This is a genomic window from Algoriphagus ratkowskyi (assembly GCF_002150505.1).
GTDB lineage: Bacteria > Bacteroidota > Bacteroidia > Cytophagales > Cyclobacteriaceae > Algoriphagus > Algoriphagus ratkowskyi.
Window position 1 is genome coordinate 96,741 of sequence record NZ_MSSV01000003.1, and the last position, 22,205, is coordinate 118,945.

The 22,205-nt window shown below is 41.6% G+C and carries 18 protein-coding genes; 3 read left to right on the forward strand and 15 right to left on the reverse strand.

Annotation, left to right across the window (positions count from 1 at the left end; genetic code table 11):
- Window positions 1-4: 4 nt before the first annotated feature.
- The 13 genes from BVH02_RS03930 to BVH02_RS03990 form a co-directional block, all read right to left on the reverse strand.
- Entirely contained in the window at window positions 5-763 is a 759-nt protein-coding gene (locus BVH02_RS03930) for a cell division protein FtsQ/DivIB (RefSeq protein ID WP_086499179.1), read from the reverse strand.
- Window positions 760-2,172 carry a UDP-N-acetylmuramate--L-alanine ligase gene (gene murC / locus BVH02_RS03935; protein ID WP_086499180.1) on the reverse strand — a complete coding sequence of 471 codons (1,413 nt, stop codon included), beginning with the start codon at window positions 2,170-2,172 and terminating at the stop codon, window positions 760-762. The genes BVH02_RS03930 and murC overlap by 4 nt, the downstream gene beginning before the upstream one ends.
- The gene (gene murG / locus BVH02_RS03940) at window positions 2,169-3,251 is read right to left on the reverse strand and encodes an undecaprenyldiphospho-muramoylpentapeptide beta-N-acetylglucosaminyltransferase (protein WP_086499880.1); all 1,083 of its coding nucleotides are present in this window, start codon (window positions 3,249-3,251) and stop codon (window positions 2,169-2,171) included. Before murG ends, murC begins: the two co-directional genes overlap by 4 nt.
- A 29-nt stretch (window positions 3,252-3,280) precedes the next feature.
- Window positions 3,281-4,447, reverse strand: a complete 1,167-nt coding sequence (locus BVH02_RS03945; RefSeq protein WP_086499183.1) for an FtsW/RodA/SpoVE family cell cycle protein — start codon at window positions 4,445-4,447, stop codon at window positions 3,281-3,283.
- Window positions 4,444-5,793, reverse strand: coding sequence for a UDP-N-acetylmuramoyl-L-alanine--D-glutamate ligase (gene murD, locus BVH02_RS03950; protein ID WP_086499185.1), 1,350 nt, complete (start codon window positions 5,791-5,793; stop codon window positions 4,444-4,446). The genes BVH02_RS03945 and murD overlap by 4 nt, the downstream gene beginning before the upstream one ends.
- A gap of 5 nt (window positions 5,794-5,798) precedes the next feature.
- Window positions 5,799-7,010, reverse strand: coding sequence for a phospho-N-acetylmuramoyl-pentapeptide-transferase (gene mraY, locus BVH02_RS03955; RefSeq protein ID WP_086499187.1), 1,212 nt, complete (start codon window positions 7,008-7,010; stop codon window positions 5,799-5,801).
- A 1-nt stretch (window position 7,011) separates the two neighbouring features.
- A complete protein-coding gene (locus tag BVH02_RS03960) occupies window positions 7,012-8,475 on the reverse strand; it encodes a UDP-N-acetylmuramoyl-L-alanyl-D-glutamate--2,6-diaminopimelate ligase (RefSeq protein WP_086499189.1) in 1,464 nt (487 codons plus the stop codon).
- Window positions 8,476-10,584: a penicillin-binding protein gene (locus tag BVH02_RS03965; RefSeq protein ID WP_086499192.1), complete on the reverse strand. Its 2,109-nt coding sequence runs from the start codon at window positions 10,582-10,584 to the stop codon at window positions 8,476-8,478.
- Window positions 10,581-10,964 (reverse strand): FtsL-like putative cell division protein, encoded by a 384-nt coding sequence (locus BVH02_RS03970; RefSeq protein ID WP_086499195.1) that lies wholly within the window; start codon window positions 10,962-10,964, stop codon window positions 10,581-10,583. The genes BVH02_RS03965 and BVH02_RS03970 overlap by 4 nt, the downstream gene beginning before the upstream one ends.
- Window positions 10,961-11,872, reverse strand: coding sequence for a 16S rRNA (cytosine(1402)-N(4))-methyltransferase RsmH (gene rsmH, locus BVH02_RS03975; RefSeq protein ID WP_086499197.1), 912 nt, complete (start codon window positions 11,870-11,872; stop codon window positions 10,961-10,963). Before rsmH ends, BVH02_RS03970 begins: the two co-directional genes overlap by 4 nt.
- Window positions 11,873-11,876: 4 nt before the next feature.
- A complete protein-coding gene (gene mraZ / locus BVH02_RS03980) occupies window positions 11,877-12,311 on the reverse strand; it encodes a division/cell wall cluster transcriptional repressor MraZ (protein WP_086499199.1) in 435 nt (144 codons plus the stop codon).
- Between the two features lie 592 nt (window positions 12,312-12,903).
- A complete protein-coding gene (locus tag BVH02_RS03985; RefSeq protein ID WP_086499201.1) occupies window positions 12,904-14,901 on the reverse strand; it encodes a M56 family metallopeptidase in 1,998 nt (665 codons plus the stop codon).
- Window positions 14,901-15,272 carry a BlaI/MecI/CopY family transcriptional regulator gene (locus BVH02_RS03990; protein WP_086499207.1) on the reverse strand — a complete coding sequence of 124 codons (372 nt, stop codon included), beginning with the start codon at window positions 15,270-15,272 and terminating at the stop codon, window positions 14,901-14,903. The genes BVH02_RS03985 and BVH02_RS03990 overlap by 1 nt, the downstream gene beginning before the upstream one ends.
- Window positions 15,273-16,352: 1,080 nt before the next feature.
- Between BVH02_RS03990 and BVH02_RS04005 the strand changes: the two genes are divergently transcribed.
- The 3 genes from BVH02_RS04005 to BVH02_RS04015 are packed head-to-tail and all read left to right on the forward strand — an operon-like array spanning window position 16,353 to window position 19,252.
- Window positions 16,353-17,465 (forward strand): alkene reductase, encoded by a 1,113-nt coding sequence (locus tag BVH02_RS04005; RefSeq protein ID WP_086499214.1) that lies wholly within the window; start codon window positions 16,353-16,355, stop codon window positions 17,463-17,465.
- A gap of 41 nt (window positions 17,466-17,506) precedes the next feature.
- The gene (locus tag BVH02_RS04010) at window positions 17,507-18,271 is read left to right on the forward strand and encodes an NRDE family protein (RefSeq protein WP_086499216.1); all 765 of its coding nucleotides are present in this window, start codon (window positions 17,507-17,509) and stop codon (window positions 18,269-18,271) included.
- A gap of 6 nt (window positions 18,272-18,277) precedes the next feature.
- Window positions 18,278-19,252: a YpdA family putative bacillithiol disulfide reductase gene (locus BVH02_RS04015; RefSeq protein WP_086499218.1), complete on the forward strand. Its 975-nt coding sequence runs from the start codon at window positions 18,278-18,280 to the stop codon at window positions 19,250-19,252.
- Between the two features lie 218 nt (window positions 19,253-19,470).
- On the opposite strand, the gene BVH02_RS04020 is transcribed toward BVH02_RS04015, so the two are convergent.
- Both BVH02_RS04020 and BVH02_RS04025 read right to left on the reverse strand, forming a co-directional pair.
- Window positions 19,471-21,402 (reverse strand): OmpA family protein, encoded by a 1,932-nt coding sequence (locus BVH02_RS04020; protein ID WP_086499220.1) that lies wholly within the window; start codon window positions 21,400-21,402, stop codon window positions 19,471-19,473.
- A gap of 155 nt (window positions 21,403-21,557) precedes the next feature.
- Entirely contained in the window at window positions 21,558-22,046 is a 489-nt protein-coding gene (locus BVH02_RS04025) for a hypothetical protein (protein ID WP_086499222.1), read from the reverse strand.
- Window positions 22,047-22,205 lie beyond the last annotated feature (159 nt).

The following is a 22,205-nucleotide window of genomic DNA, read 5'->3' on the forward strand; positions in this document are numbered from 1 at the left end:
GCTATTATTCACAGACTATTTGATCCTTAAACTTCACACTTACCCGGTCGTAAGCATTCCAACCCTTACGGGGCAATATTTCTTTGTAGAATACCGCAATGCGGTCAAACTTATTTGCAATATCATGCGCATCACCAAATTCGATAACTTGTCTTCCCACTTGCTGAAAAAGACGAATGTCATCTCTGGAATTCACTTCCAACTCTGTTATCTGCGCATTCCAGAATTCATCTTCAATGATGAATTCAATCAGTTTCATCAACTCCGGCATATCTGCTGTGATATCACCTTTGTCCATCAGCTTTTCTGCATATTTTCCTTCCAATATCAAGACCCGACTGGTGTATGAAGTGGAAGTAGGTATCACTTTTCCTTCAGTAGTGATGTATCCATCTGCTCCTATCGGCTGAGCGATTCTAGCTATCGTTTGATGCTGACTAATTTTCAAATTCAAAATTCCTTTTTGTCCAATCATTGCTTCCACAGATTTGACAAAAGGATGTCCGAGCAACCTAGTTTCGATCCCTTTCATCGGCACTTGCTCCAGCATCATACCTGCTTTCAAATCAGGAAAAGCTTCCTTAAGGATTTTAGTGATTTCAGCGTCCTCTACGAAGTACACTCCACTTACTCCTTCTATATTTATCTCAGTGCCTTGGAAGGTTTTGTAAAGTGTTTGTTTTTCCACAAAACCGATAAACCCAATCAGAACAAGCGTGAGTGTCACAAAAGCAGCCACCTTCTTTATGTTATCCTTGTTCATACAGCCTGTCGATTAAGTCTCTCATTCATCCACGATGCTATTACTGGCACCAAGCGATCAATATCACCTGCCCCCAACGTCACCAAAACTTCCGTAGAAGCCTGATCCAAATGGCTCATCAAATCCTCTTTCGCCACTATCTCTTTGTGCTTGGTATTGATCCCTCCAAGCAACATCGCAGCCGTAACTCCTTCAATAGGAAGTTCTCTTGCGGGATATATATCTAGCAAAATCACTGAGTCCGCCAACGACAAACTTTCAGAAAAGCCTGAAGCAAAATCTCTGGTTCGTGTAAATAAATGCGGCTGGAAAATCACCGTCAGTTTTTTGGCAGGAAACATCGCACGAACAGAACTTAAGCAAGCTCTTATCTCCTCAGGATGATGAGCATAGTCATCAATAAAGACGTGATTCTTTGCATTCACATGAATTTCAAATCTTCTTTTCACTCCCTTGAAAGAGCTAATTCCTTTTCTAATTTGCTCCTCAGAGATCTGATGATCCAAGGCAATAGCGATAGCTGCCAAGGCATTCTCCACATTATGAAAACCTGGAATAAACAACTCCAAACCTTTGATCTCCTGCTTTCTATCGATGTAGTCAAATACAAATGATCCTGGTCTAGCCTGAATATTTTCAGCTCCAATTCCAGAAGATCTCAAGCCATATTCTTTAGTAGCCACTTTCGGAAGTTTCGCTTCTCCAAGTCTTTGTGCAGCATGTTGCTGTATGTATAATCTTCCTTTTTTATCTACCAGATTGACAAATTCCATGAATCCATCCAAGATGTGCTGCTCGTCACCATAGATATCCAAATGATCTGGATCGGCACTTGTGAGTACTATTTCATTTGGATGCAATCTCATAAATGAGCGATCAAACTCATCTGCTTCCACCACTACGATTGTTGGTTCCTTAGTTTTCTTCCCACCAATAATCAGATTACTCTGATAGTTCTGAGTGATCCCACCCAAAAATGCCACTACAGATTTACCTGCAGATTTCAGCATGTGCGCGATCAGGGAAGATGTAGTCGTTTTCCCATGAGTTCCCGCCACCGCTATGGTGTAATAATTACTCGTAACTATGCCGAGCACTTCCGATCTCTTCTTAAGCTGAAAGCCTTTATCACGGAAATAATTAAGCTGAGCATTTTCCTTCGGCATTGCAGGAGTCCAGATGATCAGCGCCTTTTCGGGAATATCCGTGATACTTGTAGGAATAGTTTCGATGGAGTCTTCGAAAGAGATATGCATTCCTTCCGCAATCAACTCATTGGTGAGTGGCGAAGGCGTACGGTCATATCCAGACACAGCAAATCCTTCATGATTGAACCATCGAGCTAAGGCACTCATGCCTATGCCGCCGATACCGATCAAATGGACGCTATTTGTTCCTCCGAAACTCATGCAATTAATTGTTCTACTTCTTCTACTATTGCGTTTGCCGCATTCGGCTTTGCCAATCTTTTTATATTTCTACCTAATGATTCAGACAACTTGCTGTCCTTCATTAGCTCAGTTACTTTTTGTTCCAAAGCGCCCACGGCCTCCGCATCATTCAACAGCAAAGCCGCATCGTGACTGACATAAGCCATCGCGTTTTTGGTCTGATGATCCTCCGCCACATTTGGTGATGGGATGAATATCACCGGCTTGCCTACAAGAGAAAGCTCAGAAACTGACAATGCACCAGCTCTTGACACAATTACATCTCCTGCTGCATAGGCCAAATCCATCTCGCGAATGAACTCATTCAGATGAATAGAGGTAAGACCAGAAGCATCTAGCTTGGTCCTCATTTCTTGGTAATAAAACTTACCACACTGCCACAACACTTGATATCCTGCTGTATCCAGCTTTTGCATATCAGCTAGCATTGCATTATTGAGCGTTCTTGCTCCTAGCGATCCGCCTAAAACCAAAAGAGTTTTCTTCGCTGGATCTAATCCAAAATATGTCAGTGCTTTATCTCTTTTTCCTGACAAATCCAGTATATCCTTACGAACAGGGTTTCCTGTGTAAGCAATTCTGTCTGCTGGGAAAAAGCGATCCATCTTAGGATATGCGACACAGATTTTTTTGGCTCTTTTAGCCAGTAATTTATTCGTCAGGCCAGCATAGGAGTTTTGCTCCTGTACCAGTGTGGGAATACCTTTTCTTTGCGCAGCATATAGAACTGGTCCACTTGCATAGCCGCCAACTCCTACTACCGCGTCAGGATTGAAATCACTGATGATTTTCGAAGCTTGAGTCAAACTTTTCAATAGCTTGAATGGAAACTTGAGGTTCTCAAGAGTCAAGCTTCTTTGCAATCCTGCCACCGGAAGACCTTTGATTTTGTATCCAGCCTCAGGAACTTTCTGCATTTCCATTTTGCCCAAAGCACCCACAAATAAAATCTCGCTGGCAGGATGTTTTTCCTTCCAAGCATTGGCTATAGCGATAGCCGGATAGATATGCCCTCCGGTACCTCCACCACTGATCAACATGCGATATGTGCGTTGTGCGTTAATAATTATGCGGTTTTAAGTCTTGATCTATTTCCTACTGCCGGACTAGTCTGCGTTTCATCTTGGTGATCACCTCTGCTGACCGAAAGAATGATACCCAACGAAATACCTGTGAACACCAATGATGTTCCTCCCATACTTAATAGTGGAAGCGGTAAACCTGTGATCGGCCCTAAGCCCACTGCCACGGCCATATTTACCAATGCTTGGATCACCAATGCGAAACTCAATCCCGCAGACAGCAATCCACCAAAGGCTTTATTAGAATTTGCCACGATGCGCATGCCACGATAAAGGAGCGCGAGATAAAGGAACAGCACTGAGAATCCTCCAATTAGTCCATATTCCTCTATAATAATGGCGTAGATAAAATCCGAATATGGGTGCGGAAGTGAGTTTCTCTGCTCAGAATTTCCTGGGCCTTTTCCGCCGATTCCACCAGTTGCAATAGCGATGTATGACTGCTCAGCCTGAAATGGAATTTCATCCTTGTTTAGGAAATCCTCCACTCTGGAGATGAGAGTTGCTCCTCTTTGACCAATAAAACCAGCTGCTGTTAATCCCAGTGCACCTACTATTAATACTGTCGCTAGGTACTTAACTGGTACTCTCCCGATAAACATGATCAATAGGCAGGTGATCAGAAGTAAAATTGCTGTAGAGAAATTAGCTAAAGCTATCAATCCACAAATCAATCCTATAGCGATGATGACAGGAACAAAAGTGCCCTTAAAGTCTTTAATGTTGTTTTGACGCTTTGCTAGCATCCCGGCAATGGATGCGATCAGGGCAAGTTTGGCCAAATCTGATGGCTGAAATGCTTGATTGATGACTGGAATAGTAATCCATCGATTTGCCTCATTGATATTGGAACCAAACAAATAAGTCACTAGCAGAAGCGGAATGGATATAATCACTCCCAATCGTGCATAAACTGCGTACTTTCTATAGGGTACTTTGTGCGCAAACCACATTACTACGAATGAGACAAAGATCAACATGGAATGTCTGATCAAATAGATCTCAGTATTTCCACCGGCATATTTGTATGCCAAAGAACCCGTAGCGGAGTACACTACCAGGATACTGAAAAACGACAATAGAATGACAATGGCCCAGATAATTGGGTCGCCTTTGAAATTCCTGTCTATCCATGCTTTGAACTCACTCATGCGATGGTTTTCGATTTAAGTTTCTCTACTGCCACTCGGAATTGCATTCCGCGATCTTCGTAATTTTTAAATAGGTCGAAACTTGCACAGGCTGGAGATAGCAAAACTACATCTCCAGGCGCTCCAAGTGCCTGTCCCCAGCTCACTGCTTCAGCGATATCCTGAGTTTCCCGGATATCTGCTATTTCGCCAGCAAAAGCTGTTTTCAACTTCTCGTTGTCCTTACCTAAACAAATCAGACTCTTCACCTTTTCTGTCATTGGAGAAAGCAAGCTGTAATCATTTCCTTTGTCCACTCCGCCAGCGATCCAAATCAATGGATTCTGAAAGCTCGCCAAGGCATAAGCAGTTGCTTCCACATTGGTTCCTTTGCTGTCGTTGATGAATTTCACCCCATCTACTTCACTTATCAACTCCATTCGATGCGCTGCATTTTTGAACGTTTGAAAGGCCAGCATCATGTCCACATCACTCACGCCTGCGATCAATGCCGCCGATCCTGCGCAAAGTGCATTCAGAAGATTATGCTTTCCTGTGAGCGTAAGTGAATCAACCGGCACGCTAACTGACTCCTCAGTCACAGCATAGTTCAATGTCTCTCCATCAGTCCAGGCTCCTGCTTTTTGTATTTCTAAAGCAGAGACCCAACTTACAGAAGCACTGATTTCATTTGCCTTTAGACCTTTTTGCGTCAGCAAATCTTCAGCGAAAAGAATCACCTGATCGTCTGAGGTCATATTTTTGAAGATTCCAAATTTGGAATCTATGTAATTGTCAATTTTATAATCGTATCTATCCAAGTGATCCGGAGTGATATTGCAAAGGATCGCGATCGACGGCTTGAAATCCACCATTCCATCAATCTGATAACTGCTGCATTCGATCACCCACCAGTCATGATCTCCTTCGAGTAATTGGCCAGCCCAGCTTTTACCAACATTTCCAGCCAATCCCACATCAAGTCCTGCCTCTTTCATCAAGTGGTAGGTAAGAAGTGTGGTCGTGGTTTTTCCATTGGTACCAGTGATGGCAATAACTTTACCTTTGCTATAGCCAAATGCAAATTCTAATTCATCAATAATCTGAATTCCTGCAAGAGATGCTTTTGCGACCAATTCAGTCATTGGGGAAATCCCAGGACTTTTGATGATCAGGTCCGCATTTAAGATTTTCTCCTCTGAATGCTTTCCTTCTTCGAAATCAATCTCCAATCGCTCCATTTCGCTCTTTCTTACCGGAGAAATCTGTCCTGCATCTGAAACGAAAACGGCATAGCCCTTCTGTCTGGCAAGCATTGCTGCTCCCAATCCGCTTTCTCCTGCGCCCAGAATGACTATTTTTTTCATTTTTATTATCTAAGTTTCAATGTTGCCAAAGTGATAACTGCCAAAAGAATCCCTACAATCCAGAAGCGTGTTACGATCTTGGCTTCAGGGATATTTTTCATTTGGTAATGATGATGTAGAGGAGACATCAGGAATATTCTCCTGCCTTCCCCGTATTTTTTCTTGCTGTATTTGAAATAGCCCACTTGGAGCATTACGCTTACATTTTCTATCACGAAAACGCCACACATCACTGGAATCAACAACTCTTTGCGAAGCGTCAAAGCCAACACTGCGATCACCCCACCCAGCATCAAACTTCCCGTGTCACCCATGAATACTTGCGCCGGATAAGCGTTGTACCAAAGGAATCCCACACATGCACCAATAAATGCCGAGGCAAAAATCACCAGCTCACCTGAGTTGGGGATGTACATAATATTGAGATAGGAGGAGAAAATGGCGTTGCCAGAGAGATAGGCAAAAATCGCAATTGTCAATCCTATGATTGCTGAAGTTCCCGCGGCTAACCCGTCAATTCCATCGGTAATATTTGCACCATTTGAAACGGCTGTGATAATGAATGTCACGACGAAAATGTAAAGAATCGGAGTCATCGCTTCACCCATAAAGCCAAGCATAGTCTCGTAATTCAACTCGTTATTTTTGGTAAATGGAATGGTAGTTTTGGCCACTTTCACATCTCTGTAAGTTGGCGTTTCTACCACACCTTCTTCGATGGAAACTGGATTTGTAAATTCACGGATCACCACACTTTCATTGAAATAAAGCGTAGAACCTACAATAATACCGATCCCGATCTGACCGATAATTTTGAATCTTCCTTTGAGACCTTCCTTGTCTTTTTTGAAAACTTTGATGTAATCATCCACAAAACCAATCGTACCCAACCAAACTGTGGTGATAATTAGAAGTATGATGTAGATATTATTCAGGTCTGCGAAAAGCAATGTAGGAATCAGAATCGCAGCCATGATCATCAAGCCCCCCATAGTCGGCGTGCCTTTTTTCTCCTGCTGTCCTTCCAAACCAAGATCTCTCACGGTCTCTCCGATTTGCTTGTTTCTGATCCAAGCGATGATTTTATGACCAAATGAGATGGTAATGATTAGAGAAAAAAGCGCAGCCATTCCAGCTCGAAACGAGATGAATCGAAATACCCCTGTTCCAGGGATATCAAGCACTTTGTCCAAATAATCAAAAAGAGGATATAACATCTCAGCCTTGTGTCAATTGTTGTAAAAACTCGGTTACTATTTCTGTGTCATCAAAGTGATGCTTCACTCCATTGACTTCCTGATAATCCTCATGGCCTTTGCCAGCTATCAGGATGATATCTCCTTTCTGGGAAAGCATGCAAGCAGTTTTAATTGCTTCTCTGCGATCCACTATGGATAATGTCTTTCGGATCTCAGACGGGCCTACACCAGCCTGCATATCTTTCAATATATCATTGGGCTCCTCAAAGCGTGGATTGTCAGAAGTGAGGATAGTTTTATCACTTTCTTGAACAGCTATTTTTGCCATGATCGGACGTTTAGTTTTGTCACGATTTCCTCCACAGCCTACTACTGTAATCAATTGCTCCCCACCTGTACGTGCTGCGTTGATTGTTTTCAACACATTATCCAACGCATCTGGCGTATGTGCATAATCCACAATGGCTGTGATGCCAGCGATGGAAATTCTATCGAAACGCCCTTTGGCTCCACGAATTCCAGATAGCTCACGAAGCACTTCATCTTCCTCTTCGCCTAGTAGCACGGTGACGCCTAAGACTGCGAGAAGATTATATGCATTGAATGACCCAATCATGCGAAACCAGATCATTTTGCTGTTGATCTCTAGCTCGAGTCCTTCTAGTGTGTTAGAAATTATCTTTGCTTTAAAGTCTGCTGGGGATCTCAGTGCAAAAGTCTGATGTGAAGCTTTGCAGTTCTGAAGCATGACCATGCCTCGCTTATCGTCTCCATTTACCAGCGCAAAAGCATCTTTTGGAAGCTCATCAAATAGCTTTTTCTTCGCCTTAATGTACTCGTCAAAAGTGCCATGATAATCCAAGTGATCATGGCTAATATTCGTAAAAACTGCTCCAGCTAACTTCAAGCCAGCAATTCTCTCTTGAACTATTGCATGGGAACTTGCTTCCATGAAGCAATGCGTACAGCCATCTGCTACCATTTTGCGAAGCAAAGCCTGCACACTTACAGCATCCGGCGTAGTGTGAGTCGCGTGGATTACAGTTTCGTTGATCTTATTTTCTACCGTAGAAAGCAAACCCGTGCTGTAGCCCATCCGCATGAACAGCTGATGCAAAAGCGTAGCTGTCGTCGTCTTTCCATTAGTTCCTGTGATCGCTATTACTTGGATATTTTCAGAAGGGTTGTCAAAATAGTTACTGGCCATAATGCCTAATGCTCGGGCAGAATTTACTACCACCACATATGTTATTCCATCGATCAGCTTCTCTGGCAATTGCTCACAGATAATGCTCTCAGCTCCAAGACTGATAGCTTTCTCTATAAATTCATGCCCGTCCACCTGAGTGCCTTTGATAGCAACAAAAGCACTTCCTTCCGTCACATGACGGCTATCAAAGACAATATCTTTCACTCCCAACTCCATATCTCCTGTAGTTGTGGTAAGCGATACTTTATATAATATGTCTTTCAGTACTTTCATTTATCCTAAAACAAGGTTTATGGTTGCATTTGGGACTAAGGCCGTTCCTGGGGAAATAGACTGCCCTTTCACTCTGCCTTTTCCTGAATAATTAACTTTCATTCCTTTATTTTCAAGAATGAAAAGTGCATCTCTAAGAGGAAGTCCAGATACATCTGGCACAAGTGATAGATCCGTGTCGTTGACACTCATTTGCACACTCGCTTCCTGAGCTACAGTTTTCACCCACTCTTCAGGATTGGCAGCAGAAGCTTTCAATCCGAGTTCTTGGAAAATTCCTTGAAGCTCTTCTGCTTTTCCTGCTTTCACATAAGGGAGTTGCGAACCGTCCAATTCAGCTCTTAAAATCTGCTGTTGATTTTCAGGATTCAATTCTATGTCAAGCGCGTAGATCTTGTCTGCGATTTCTTTGAAAACCGGGGCAGATACGTCTCCTCCATATGCAGCGAATCCTTTTGGGCTGTCAATCACCACAACCATGGAATATTTAGGGTTATCTGCAGGAAAGTATCCAGCGAAACTGGTGTAGTAGATCTTCGAATATTGTCCGTTAATTAACTTCTGAGCTGTACCAGTTTTACCTGCTATTTTATAATCAGCATTAGAAATATTCTTCGCCGTGCCCCGCTCTACTACTCCTTCCAAAAGACTCTGGAGAAGTTTGATGTTTTTTTCAGAAGCGATCTGTTTTCTCACCACTTCTGGCTCGTATCGCTTCTCTATGATATTTCCTTTGGAAACCGTTTTTACGATATATGGCTTCATCATTTTACCGCCATTTGCCACTGCATTATACAAGGCTAGCGTGTGAAGAGGATTCAACTTGGATTCATAGCCAATAGAAATCCACGGAAGTGAGGTGCCATACCAATCTTTTTCTCCTGGCTTTTTGAAAAATGGCTTTCCTTCACCCATTAGCTGAAATCCAAAAGGCTCCCTCAATCCCACCTTATCTATATAAGCCATGAATTTGGATGGGCTGGCGCCAAAATGTTCATCTACCAGTTTGGAAATGGCAACATTGGAAGACTTCTCAAATGATTCACGAATCGTCAAGGTGCCATATCCGCCATTTTTTGCATCACGCATCGTTTGGTTGTAGAACTTATAAGCGCCGTTTCCAGTCTCGATAGTTTCTTCCAGTGTGACCTTATTTTCTTCCAAAAGCGCAAGCATGGAGAGTAACTTAAAAGTAGAGCCTGGCTCCATGTTTCCTTGATCTCCTATCGCAAAGTTGTAGTTTTCGCCATAGCCATTGCCACTTGTATTACGCTGCAAATTGGTAATTGCCTTGATCTGACCAGTCTTCACTTCCATCACGATCACCGCTCCAAATTCTGCATCTCTATCTTTTAATTGACGCCTTAAGGCAGTTTCGGCTACATCCTGAATATTCACATCCAAGGTAGTGGTGACATCATAGCCATTCTCAGGCTTCACATCTTCTGCATCAAAAACCGGCTTCCAACTTCCACCAGCTAAGCGCTGAAATAATGCTTTACCGTCCTGACCCTTCAAGTAGTTATTGAAACTATACTCTATCCCAGCACCGTATTCATCTTCATTCAAAAAGCCAACGGTACGGCTGGCAAGAGAATTAAACGGTCTATATCTTTTCTCTACCTTCTCGAAAATAACTCCACCTCCCAATCTTCCCTTTCTGAAAATTGGCCAATTGGACATTTCTTGCATTCCCTGGTAGCCAATTTGTTTTCTGTTCAATACGAGGTATCGCTTATTGTCAAGCCTAGCATCGTTAATCATTCTTTTGTAAGAGGCAGCAGATTTATCCTTGTAATACCCAGACAGCATTTTAGCCAGCGAATCAATCCCCACTTTATATGCGTCAGACTTGGCGATGGTAGGGTCTAGCGCCACTCGGTAAAAAGGCAAACTAGTCGCTAGCAAACTTCCGTCAGCTGCGTAAATATTGCCACGAGTCGCTGGAACTTCTCGGTATTGGAAATTGATTGTCTCTGCTTTTTCACGCCATATGTCTCCATCCGCCATCTGAAGTCTGGCGACTTTATACGGGATTAGCGCTGAACACAGCGCTATAAGGATAAACACCACCCGTACTCGGATCAATATGGATCGCTTAAAATTCACTTTTTTACCTCGATTTTTATCGGTGGTTGATTGAGTTCAAATATTCCTTGAGCGGCTACCCGCTTTGCTACTTCTGATTGCATGCTACTGAGCATGTATTCTGCTTCAAGTGTTGTGACATCAGCTCGAAGGTCTTCCACTTCCTGCTGTGCCTTCTCTATTTTCCGCACCATGTTCTCAGCACGGTGGTTGCTCCAGATATAGATCAAAGCCAGTAATGCAACAAATCCAACCGGTGGAACGAATTGCACAGGGACACCTTCACCAAAAATCCCGGTGATATCCAGCTTCTCTTCAATCCAACTAAAGATGGATTTGCGAGGACCGCCTTTCGGTTTGTTTCCTGACTTTAATTTCTTTCTGAACGTGTTATTGCTCATAACTCTATTTTCTTGGCTATTCTGAGTTTTGCACTTCTTGCTCTAGGATTAGAAGCGACTTCTTCCGCATCTGCCACCACAGCACCTCTACTCACTGGCTCAAGAGGTCTGATCAGATTTCCGTAGAAATCCTTCTCTACCTCACCTTGGAATTTGCCTTTGATCATCAGGTTTTTCACCAGTCGATCTTCCAGACTATGATAGCTCATCACTACCAATCGCCCTTCTGGCTTCAGGATCTCTATTGATTGCAAAAGCATCTCTTCCAGAGCACCCATCTCGTCGTTCACATCTATCCTCAAAGCCTGAAAGACTTGTGCGTAGTACTTAAAGTCTTTGCCACGAGGAGCGTATCTTTTCAAAAAGGAAGTAAATCCTTCTGTAGTCTCAAATGGTTGAGATGTTCTTTCAGAGACAATAGCTTGTGCCAACGTCTTTGCATTTTTCACCTCTCCATACATCCCAAGAATCTTGTGAAGTCTGCCTTCGTCGTATGTATTAAGTACTTCTTTGGCAGAAACCTCATCCGACTGATTCATTCGCATATCCAGACTTCCGCTGAATCTGGTAGAAAAACCTCTGCTAGGCTCATCAATCTGATGGGATGAAATACCCAAATCAGCAAGAACTCCATCGACCTTCTTCACGCCATGTAGTCTGAGATATTTTTTTAAATCCCGAAAATTGGCCGCAATGAAGGTAAAGTTGTCACTCTCAGGGATATTTGCTTCTGCATCCACATCCTGATCAATCCCATATAAATGACCTTTGTCCAGATGCTTCAAAATCTCTCGGGAATGTCCGCCTCCACCAAAAGTCACGTCCACGTAAATCCCATTGGGATCAATAGACAAGCCTTCAGTGCATTGGGCTAGCATCACTGGGATATGGTAAGTAGACTCTGTCATGTGATTAAGAAAGATGTTTTTCCATCAGGCTGGATAAGTCCGCCGGATCTTTGATAATATTGCTCAGGTAGTTTTCAGTGTTCCAGATTTCTATTCGAGATCCATTACCTGCCACCATTAGTTCTTTCTCTAAACCAGCGTAAATCTGAAAATGCTTTGGTATTAATAACCTACCCGCACTATCCAACTCCACCTCAGTAACTGAATTGAAAAAAGACCGCTGCAACAAGCGCTGCTCTGCATTGTTAATATTCAGGGACTTAATCTGATTCTCCAGTTTTTTATATTCTACTATGGTATAAAGCGCCAAGCATCTATCTTCAGCCATGCGAAGCATAAGCACAGCGCCGTTAGCCTCTGGTATTGCCGCCTTGATCTTGGCTGGCAAAACCAGACGCCCTTTGGGATCTAGCTTACAATCGTATTGACTATTGAACATATTTTCTTGAACTCTTTAGAAAGATGAGTTTCTGGTAAAGACAAAAGTAACAAAATGCTATCCACTTTCTACCACTTTCCTCCACAAAATCCCACTTTCACTTAAAAGTAGGCAAATCTTTATCCCATCCCAATATTTACCCATAAATAATCAAGGTTTTTTTTAGAGGTATAGTATTGATTAGAAAGAGGTTAGGCATTCCCCAAAATGGGGCAAAACAGGGTTTATTGTAGTTTTTTACAGACCGAAATGCTAATTATTAGTGATAAAGTGCGAGCTGCGAAAATAAAAGTGGGGTGATTTCCCGTGAATCGTAAGACACTTGCGGTAAAGTGGGGAAATATCCCCCATCAGATTTGAAAATGTGAAATTCTAATGTTAAAGAATAATTGTATCTGTAAGAAAAAACCCACTACCGGGATTAATGCTCATTCTTAAAAACTGGATCGATTATATGTTCGTCCAAATTCTTCTGGCAGATATAAAATATTAAAATTGATCAAAAAAAGACCTGTCCAATGGACAGGTCTTTTTATAAAAATATTAACACACAATAGACTTTTCAAGTAGTCTTCATTGATCAGTGATTCTCCTATTTAGTATCGCCTTTTTTCTTCTTTGATTCTTCTTGTTTTTGCTGGTATTCTTCAATTTTGGCAGCATTCTCTTTTTGCCAGATTTCCATTTTGCGCTGGTACTCTTCCATCTTAGGCTGCATCTTTTTCTCCCAGTCCTTCATCTTATCTTGGAACTCCTCCATTTTTGGCTCATTTGCCTCTTGCCATACTTTCATTTTAACTTCAAATTCCCTCATTACAGGTTCTTGAGCTTGTTGCCAAGCTTTCATCTGCTTCTCAAACTCCATCATTTTAGGTTCTATTGCTTTCTGCCATTCAGCCATTTTTCCTTCAAAAGCCTCCATTTTGGGCCCATAAGTCTTCTGCCATTCAGACATTTTAGACTCGTATTCTTCCATCTTTGGCTTCATGCTCTTCTCCCAATCCTCCATTACCTTAGCCTGCTCTTTAGCACGTTTCTCGTAATCTTTCATCCATGTTTCACGTTCTGCTTTAGTCATATTTATGGTGTCTTTCGGAGAAAAGACACTAGTACCAAGTCCAAATACCGGAGGCAAAACCATAAAATCCATGGCCGGCATAGTACCCATCTCGAAGTCCAAGGCTGGCATATCGCCCATGTCAAAGTCCATGATTGGTGCGACCCCAAAATCCATTGGTGGCATGGGTGCCATTTCAAAATCCATCACAGGAGCCATCGCCTCCAAAGGAAATGGAGGCATAGGAGCCAGTTCTAACTCAGGCATGTCATCAAAATAAAGCGTGTCACCGTTTTGAATATACATATGAGAACCATTTTTACTGTTCTTCATCAGGAGTATGGTCTCGCCTTTAGAAATGATTGTATCTACTTTTGCATGATTTTGCACTACCTGCGAAGCGTCTGAATCAGTTAATACCTGGAGATCGACAACTTGGTTTCTATCAGGATTCGCATAGGTCGATAGCGGCTTTGCTTTTTCTGAAGTGACAGGGACGTCCTGTTGTGCAGTAGCCATCAGGCCTGCACTTAATATGAGAGTTAGTAACATAGGGATAGAAATAATAGGGTTTTGTGGATAAGTCTGAGCTGGATGACCCAGTATTCTTTTTATTCTCTGCAGCGTTGGATTTCTTTTTTTAGCTGCTGCCAGTGCTATTTCAGGAGGATTTTGCTTCGCAAAGTTCAATACTTCAGCCAAGCTGTAAGCCAATTCCTTAGGTGCGATTCCAATACTCACTGCCAAATCATCGGCAGCATTTTCTCTTAGTTCTTTTACCGTCTGATTCATCCACCAATAGCAAGGATGGTAGAAGAAAAGAACTTCAAGTGAAGATTGAATTAGATTTGCGAGGTAATCATTCCGCTTCACATGCGCCAGTTCATGAGCAATGATTGCTTCTAACTGTACAGGTGAAAGCTGGAAAATAAGCCCTGCTGGAAGGAGTATAATAGGTTTGAGATAACCGAAAGTAATCGGTGAAGTGCCGAAAGAAGTTAATCGGATCACTACCTTGCTGGAGACATTCATCTTACCCATGAGACGATAGAGCATTTTCTCCAACTCAAAATCCTGAGGATCTGTTGATGATTTTCGTAGGGTTCTGACTTCCGAAAGGCTATTGAATAAGCGGAAAAGAAAGAGCATTGCCCCCAGAAACCAGAAATTCACCAACAGTGGCAGTTGTAATTCAATCCAATTGGTACAAAGAGAAATGAAAGCCTTAATCCCATGGGACGAAGATGCTTCTAGACCTGGAGTCGGCATAAATGACATATTCATTCTTTCCAATAGAGGAGTAGGAGTAAAGCTGGAAACCTCATACATAAAAGTGCCAAATGCCGCGAGTAGGGATATTCCCAGAGCTGCCAAAGCTAGGTTGTATTTGAAAGCAGGATTGTTTTTTCTAAATACTTGCAGAATCATCCAAAGGCCAGCACTTATTATTACCAGTTGCCAAAGTGAATGCACAAGTGTCCAACCTATGGCATAAAGCAAATTTTCAGAAATCCAATCATTCAAAAGATTCATTATTTTTTAGTTTCGAGTTTATCTAAAAATGCACGAATTTCATCCAATTCCTCCTTGGATGGGTTTTCTTCACCCAAAGCTTGGAGTACCAATTTCTGAGCAGAGCCACCAAAAGCCGTCGTCACCAGATTTCTAAGCAAAGACTTCTGGGTATCCTTCTGATTAGTTGAGGGGCTATATATATGCGTTCGCTGTGCTTCATTCCGACTGACCATATTCTTGACATGCATGTTTTGCATGGTTTTCAAGGTGGTCGTATATCCTGTATCCTTTGTCAGAGCTAATCGCTCATGAACCTGGCGAACACTGGCTTGCTCCATTTCCCACAAGAGGGAGAGTATTTCTAATTCTGATTCAGTTGGCTTACTCATAAGTTGCTTCTACGATTACTTTCGTACCAAAGATATACGAAGGAAATCGTAAGTACAAAACATCTACGAAAAAAATCGTATTAAAATCTGTTAATTAAAAAAAATTAGCCTGGGAGAAGCTTATTCATAGATTTTGCACCTTTCATTTTCGATTTCCCTTAAAATAATTAACCCACAGTTGGCCAAATACAAGCGATTACGGAGAGCAAGCCGCGGGATTTAAGAATTCAAATCATGTCATTTGGCTTAGCCATCGGCCAAACAAGCTGAGGTGATTTCTGCCGAACTGAGCACTTTGGATGGCCTTTCGAATGTCAATTTGGTTTCTTTAGGATAACCCAATTGCAAATCCCTAATTTGGAGTTGCCATCAGATCAGGGTATACCGCAGAAACTTTCACCCCAAACTGTCTATATTCTACCGCAGCAGCTAAGTGATATTCCACGGATTGCAAATTTGGAAGCATTATAAAACATATTCCACACACAGTTGCCAAAATAGCCAAAGTGAAAATGTTGATGATTTGACAAGAACCCCGATTCTCCATCAAATCTGCAAATGCTTAAATTCCAAGGATACTTCCTTTAGTATTACTATTGAAATGATTGTCAATATCTGAGAAACCAAAATTCCAAATAAACCCCTCGCTAAAGTACCCCTGCACAATTAAAAAGATGTGAAATTGGTGTTTCTTAGTATGAATAAACTGCTCTATTTCTTTCAAAGTTTTCAGTTTTGAAATATCATCCACAATAAAATGAAGTGTGTAAGTTTCGTCAAAATTTGAGTGGAGGGAAGCGAAATTTAAGTCAAGTAATAAAAGTGAATTCCCCTTTCACTGAAGCGTTTGAGCATAATGCAATCCGATTTCATTGCATGCCCCGTGAGAAGCACAAACTTTGCGTTCATTTAAACGACTTTTAATAACAAGCTAATTACTTCACTATACTCAATAGCCAATTTATGACCTGTCCATATTGAAGTTGTTCAATCAATTAGACTGGTTTATTTTGAACCGTGCGGGCAAGAAAATAGTTGTATAGACATTGAATTATAAAAATCCTAAACCAACAATACATTATGAGTACCAAGCAACCGCTTTTACAACCTATTCAAGTAGCAGATTTAGAGATCGCCAATCGCGTATGGATGGCACCAATGACTCGTAGCCGTGCTGCGAATGAGGGAAATGTACCCTTCGATCTACATGTAGAATATTACCGTCAGCGAGCAAGCGCAGGACTGATCATAACAGAAGGATCACAAATATCCAAGCAGGCAGTTGGATACATCAACACCCCAGGAATTCATACAGACGCACAGGTAGAAGGTTGGAAAAAAGTGACTGAAGCAGTTCATGAAGAAGGCGGCAAAATCTTTATTCAACTATGGCATGTGGGAAGAATTTCTCATCCAGATTTTCATAATGGAGAGCTTCCAGTAGCACCCTCGGCTATAAATCCACATGCAAAATCTTTTACTCCGAAAGGATTTAAAGATACTGTCACTCCTAAAGAAATGTCTATTGAAGAAATAAAACAGACTGTTTTAGATTTTCAAAATGCAGCTAAGAACGCTATGGAAGCAGGTTTTGACGGGGTGGAGATTCATTCCTCAAATGGCTATCTTTTACATCAATTCTTCAGCCGCACCAGTAATGTCCGTATGGATGAGTACGGTGGAAGTATTGAAAGTCGGGCAAAGATACTGTTTGAAATCATCGACGCAATAAAGCAGGTGATGCCTGAAAACAGAATTGGACTCAGGCTCAATCCATCTTTGAATGGAATCTTCGGAATGGAAGCTGATGAGGAAACGATTCCTACTTTTGATTACATAGTAGAGAAGCTTAATGCTTATGATTTAGCCTATCTGCACCTATCCGAGCCATTTAATGACGTCAGCAACATTCCTTATTTAGAAAGCGAGATTGCAAAGCATTACCGACCGATGTACAAGGGAACGCTGGTAATAAACGCAGGTTTTGATCAGGAAAAGGGAAATAAAGATGTCTTGGAAGGTTTAGCTGATGCTGTTGCTTACGGCACGTTATATATCTCTAACCCAGATTTGGTAGAGCGATTTGATCAAAATGCAGAACTTGCTGAGCCAGACAAGGACACTTTCTATACACCTGGAGAGAAAGGGTATACTGATTATCCTTCACTTGAAATTTTGAAAGTTGATTTATAACCTTAAGGCCGGATATTCCGGCCTTTTCTCTATTTTTAGCCATGTGTCTAGTAGCTTTTTCCTGGAAATCTCACCCAGATTACCATTTATTAATTTCAGCAAACCGCGATGAGTATTTTAACAGGCCCAGCCAAGCTATGCATTTGTGGCGAGGTGGATTCTATGGGGGGAAAGACCTGAGAAGTGGTGGAACCTGGATGGGATTTCATCCTAACGGTCGTTGGTCTCTTTTGACTAATTATCGAGATTTCAGCAATCCAAAAAATGCTCAAATCAGCAGGGGGAAACTTGTTCAGAATTGGTTGGAAAGTCAATTATCACCACAAGAATACCTTCATGAGATCCAAAAATCACTAGATCAATACGATGGATTTAACTTGCTAGTAAGTGATGGAGAAAAGCTATTTTATCTGAGTAATAACGCTTCAGAAATACAAGAAGTAAAGCCGGGCATTTACGGCCTAAGTAATGCTCTGCTGGATGATCCTTGGCCTAAAGTAGAGTTAGCAAAACAACAGCTCCGGGAATTGATGGATAAAAAGATTTCCACTAATGATCTTATCACTATTTTAAAGTCCAGAGAAACATTTCCGGAAGAATTGCTTCCTAAAACTGGAGTTCCTTTGGAAATGGAAACTTCTCTTTCCCCCCAATTAATTCGTATGCCGGAGAAGTACGGAACGGTTTCGGCAGCCGCTGTTATTCAGCATACATCTGGGCTGGTTCAACTCAAACAGCGCAGTTTCCAATGGAAACCAAAGAACTATTTTGACTTGGATTTTCAATTTCAACTCGATAAAACCTAAGACCAAATGTCTACTAAAGTATATGACCTGCTCATCGTTGGAGCTGGCCCAATCGGCCTAGCTTGTGGCATAGAAGCAAAAAAAGCTGAATTGGACTATGTGATTGTCGAAAAAGGCGCTCTTACCAATTCTATTTTCAACTATCCTATCAACATGACTTTTTTCTCTACCTCAGACAGGCTGGAGATGGCAAATATTCCTTTTATGTCAATTGGAAACAAGCCAAACCGTACGGAGGCATTGGAATATTATCGAAGGATTTTCTCGCACTTCGATTTGAATGTCAAACTGTATGAAGCCGTTCAGACTCTGGAGAAAAGTGATGAGTTGTTCCACATCAAAACCTCCAAAGGAAATTATCAGGCAAAGAATATCGTAATGGCAACGGGCTTTTATGATTTGCCAAACCTGATGAATATTCCTGGAGAAGAGTTACCAAAAGTGAAACATTACTATAAAGAGCCCTGGCCATTTATCAATCAGAAAATCGTGGTCGTAGGCGGCGCAAACTCAGCGGTGGATGCAGCTCTTGAGTGTTGGAGAAAAGGCGCTGAAGTAAGTATGGTTTTGCTAGAAGACGAAGTAGATCAAGCAGTAAAATACTGGGTTCGTCCAGATATCGTCAACAGGATTAATGAAGGATCAATCAAAGCTTTCACTAAATCTAAGCTGAAGGAAATCCATGCACATGAAGTATTAATTACCACTCCTGATGGAGATATTACTATAGATAATGACTTTGTACTCGCCATGACGGGTTACAAACCTAATTTCAGCTTACTTAAACAGTTGGGCGTAAAGCTAAGCGAAGACGAAAAGTGCCAACCTGAATACGATGAAAAAAGCCACGAAACCAACGTGCCTGGAGTTTATTTAGCAGGCGTAGTTTGTGGCGGACTCAATACACGGGAATTTTTCATCGAAAATAGCGTCGTCCATGCTGGGATGATTGTGAGAGATATTGTGGAGAAGGTTAAGTAAAAAGTGAAATTTGGTAAGTGGTAAAAAGTAAAAAGCGTTACGTAAAAATCGGGGTCTGGATAAAATCTTTTTATAGTGTAAGTTTGAAAGCTATATTTTATACTATTCTATAAGCACCTCGACAAACTCGGCCAATTGAACAAAGGAACTGTTAAAGTAAAAGAGCCTGATCAAATTACTTCGATCAGGCTCTTTTACTATTTAAGCAAGCATTTCTGCTACTCTTTTATCTCTATCACTTTAAACTCAGTTCTTCTGTTGGTTTGATGTTCTTCTTCCGTCTTTGCATTTTTGATGATTTGCTGACTTTCTCCATACCCTTTGGCTACCAACCTATCTGCAGCTATCCCTTGGGAAACCATATAATCTACCGCTGACTGTGCTCTTCGTTGCGATAGCGCCTGATTGTAATCATCAGAAGATCTATCATCGGTATGTGAACTTAATTCAATTCTGATCGCTGGATTGTCCTTCAGGATCTGAACCAATTTATTCAGCTCCACTGCGGCGTCAACTCTGATATCAGCTTTATCCAAATCGTAATAAATATTTTCCAACACAATAGAACGATCCAAAACCAGCTGATCCAAAACTATCGTAGTGTCGAGCGTTATATTGGTCACATCTTGTATCAATGTTGAGATATCAGGAGTCTTTCCTTTAGTAGAATAAGGAATCGACTTGGAGAAGTAGCCACTCTTACTAGCGATGATCGTAAAGTCCGCATCCGGTGTCAAAGTAAATCTCACACGACCATTCGTATTGGAGAAATCTCCGCCAGCTTGCTTGCTGAGACTATCATACAACACTACTCTCGCTTGCTCTAGCACCGCATCCTCCCCTCCTGCCACTCGTTGTTTGGCATAAACGTTCAATAAAACATTGATGATTTTTGGTTTTGGTGTCTTGTCTTCAAAGAAATAAATATCATCATCTCCTACTCCACCTTCTCGATTGGAAGAGATAAATCCAGCTTTAGGATACACCGTAAAGAAAAGTGAAAAATCATCATTCAAGCTGTTGAAATTTTCTCCTAAGTTTTTGATAACCTGTGCACCAGAAGCATCTTTTTCTGCTACGAAAAGATCCAATTTTCCATAGCCAGGATGACCATCGGAGGAAAAGAAGAATTTACCATCACTCATCGGTCTTGGAAAAAGCTCGTTGCCTGGAGTATTTATATTTGGACCCAAATTAACTGGGTTTCCAAAATCACTGTTTGCAAGTTTGGTTGCTTTGTAAAGATCTATCCCTCCAAAACCACCTGGTCTATTGGAGGCAAAATACAATTCAGAACCATCTTCCGAGAAAGCTGGGGTGGAATTCCACCAGGTTTCGTCTTCATTTAGTGGCATCCAGATCGGCTGCGTAAATCCACCTCCACGGAAATAAGAAACAAAAAGTGCTGTTTCCGGAAGATCTTTATCCGAAGTAGAGTTTCCTCTAGCGTAGATAATTGTATTTCCGTCTGGGCTAACTGCAATTGCAGCCTGATTTAACCCTTCTTCATTTTTATATTCAGGAAGAGGCTGAGCTCCTGCCACGTCAACTTTAAGTCCATCTGCTCTTGCACGAAAGATCTTGGTATAAGGCGAACCATTAGCAGGGTAAAGACCACTTGCCTGCCGACCTGAGGTGAAATAGATAAAATCTTCGCTAACTACTGGAGCATAATCGGGACCAGAGGTATTCAAATCTTTGTAATTGATCAACTCGTGATAGGGCCAATAATTCTGTATCCCTTGACCTAATTTGATTGCCTCTAGCTGACGCTGCGTTTCTGCCAAAAAGTTTTCATCCTGTGTGTAACCCTTAGCTTTTTCGAAGGCTTCTTTTGCCTCATCAACTTTATCTTGTGCCTTTAAGCTCAATCCTAGACGATAATAGCTTTCAAAAGTAGGGTCTTCATCAGTCAACTTTTGATAGTACGGCCCAGCATCTTCTATTCGATTGGATAGTCTATAACTCTCCGCAATAACCTGATTAGCCTCTTTGTTTTCAGGATCGTCTGCCAAAATCTGAGAAAAAGTATTGATGGCATATTGGTACTGGCCAGAAAGAAACTGGTCCTTACCTTTTTCCTGAAGGCTTTTGCATGAGCTCACTCCAACCAGGAGTAAAAGACAAATCCAAAAAAAATGGTTTTTCATGAGTTTATTATTTTCTTTTTATAGGTCACATAGCCTGTCCAGAATTGGCTTCGGGAGAAACTTACAAGGTTAATATTGCTTCCAGAGTATGTCGCTTGAGTTATGTTCGATTTCATCTGAATGGTAATTGATGATCTATTCTGAATAATACTAAATTAATTTGGAAAGTATCGGTTCAGCCAGCTATTCCCCGCCAAAACCCATACGCTTTCTAAGTCTTTTTTGCTTTTTACCTGCGAGTTGATCACGAGTGTTTGCGAGTCTATCTCACCAGAAGTGACTTTTGACTTGATCCCCAGAGCAGAAGCTACGGAGATTTCACCCGAATTGGATTTAAATGTCACCTTGCCCTGATCAGTAATATTGGTGCCAAGCTCTTCCTCTAGCTGACGTAAAGTCCTGACGGAACTATCGATAGAACATCCGCTTGCCCCCAAGCCAGACTCATCTACTGCCAAAACTAGGATTTGATCATCCAAAATCTGAAATGAAGTAGGCATTCTGTTGCCGTGCGTGTTCCAGCCATCGCAGAATACTGACAGTTTGGAGCTGATTAAGTCTTTTTCTCTTGCAGATAATTGACGTGCTGCCTGGTAAACCCAAACCCGTGAATCTTCTGATATATTTTCAAATGGAACGTACATAGTATTGCTTTTACTTTGGTAAAGAAAAACCCTTTCTACCTAACGGCAAGAAGGGGCTAATTGATTCAATGAACCTATATGGTTATCCGCAATTCCTTCTAGTTTGATAATGTTGACTTCGAAAGCTAACGAGTTTAATTTAGCTGATGTTTTCTTGCC

Bases quoted from the DNA above. Each gene is read 5' to 3' on its own strand.
- BVH02_RS03930 (WP_086499179.1), bottom strand. From the start codon at position 763: ATGAACAAGGATAACATAAAGAAGGTGGCTGCTTTTGTGACACTCACG.
- murC (WP_086499180.1), bottom strand. From the start codon at position 2,172: ATGAGTTTCGGAGGAACAAATAGCGTCCATTTGATCGGTATCGGCGGC.
- BVH02_RS03945 (WP_086499183.1), bottom strand. From the start codon at position 4,447: ATGAGTGAGTTCAAAGCATGGATAGACAGGAATTTCAAAGGCGACCCA.
- murD (WP_086499185.1), bottom strand. From the start codon at position 5,793: ATGAAAAAAATAGTCATTCTGGGCGCAGGAGAAAGCGGATTGGGAGCA.
- mraY (WP_086499187.1), bottom strand. From the start codon at position 7,010: ATGTTATATCCTCTTTTTGATTATTTGGACAAAGTGCTTGATATCCCT.
- BVH02_RS03960 (WP_086499189.1), bottom strand. From the start codon at position 8,475: ATGAAAGTACTGAAAGACATATTATATAAAGTATCGCTTACCACAACT.
- BVH02_RS03970 (WP_086499195.1), bottom strand. From the start codon at position 10,964: ATGAGCAATAACACGTTCAGAAAGAAATTAAAGTCAGGAAACAAACCG.
- rsmH (WP_086499197.1), bottom strand. From the start codon at position 11,872: ATGACAGAGTCTACTTACCATATCCCAGTGATGCTAGCCCAATGCACT.
- mraZ (WP_086499199.1), bottom strand. From the start codon at position 12,311: ATGTTCAATAGTCAATACGATTGTAAGCTAGATCCCAAAGGGCGTCTG.
- BVH02_RS03985 (WP_086499201.1), bottom strand. From the start codon at position 14,901: ATGAATCTTTTGAATGATTGGATTTCTGAAAATTTGCTTTATGCCATA.
- BVH02_RS03990 (WP_086499207.1), bottom strand. From the start codon at position 15,272: ATGAGTAAGCCAACTGAATCAGAATTAGAAATACTCTCCCTCTTGTGG.
- BVH02_RS04005 (WP_086499214.1), top strand. From the start codon at position 16,353: ATGAGTACCAAGCAACCGCTTTTACAACCTATTCAAGTAGCAGATTTA.
- BVH02_RS04010 (WP_086499216.1), top strand. From the start codon at position 17,507: ATGTGTCTAGTAGCTTTTTCCTGGAAATCTCACCCAGATTACCATTTA.
- BVH02_RS04015 (WP_086499218.1), top strand. From the start codon at position 18,278: ATGTCTACTAAAGTATATGACCTGCTCATCGTTGGAGCTGGCCCAATC.
- BVH02_RS04020 (WP_086499220.1), bottom strand. From the start codon at position 21,402: ATGAAAAACCATTTTTTTTGGATTTGTCTTTTACTCCTGGTTGGAGTG.
- BVH02_RS04025 (WP_086499222.1), bottom strand. From the start codon at position 22,046: ATGTACGTTCCATTTGAAAATATATCAGAAGATTCACGGGTTTGGGTT.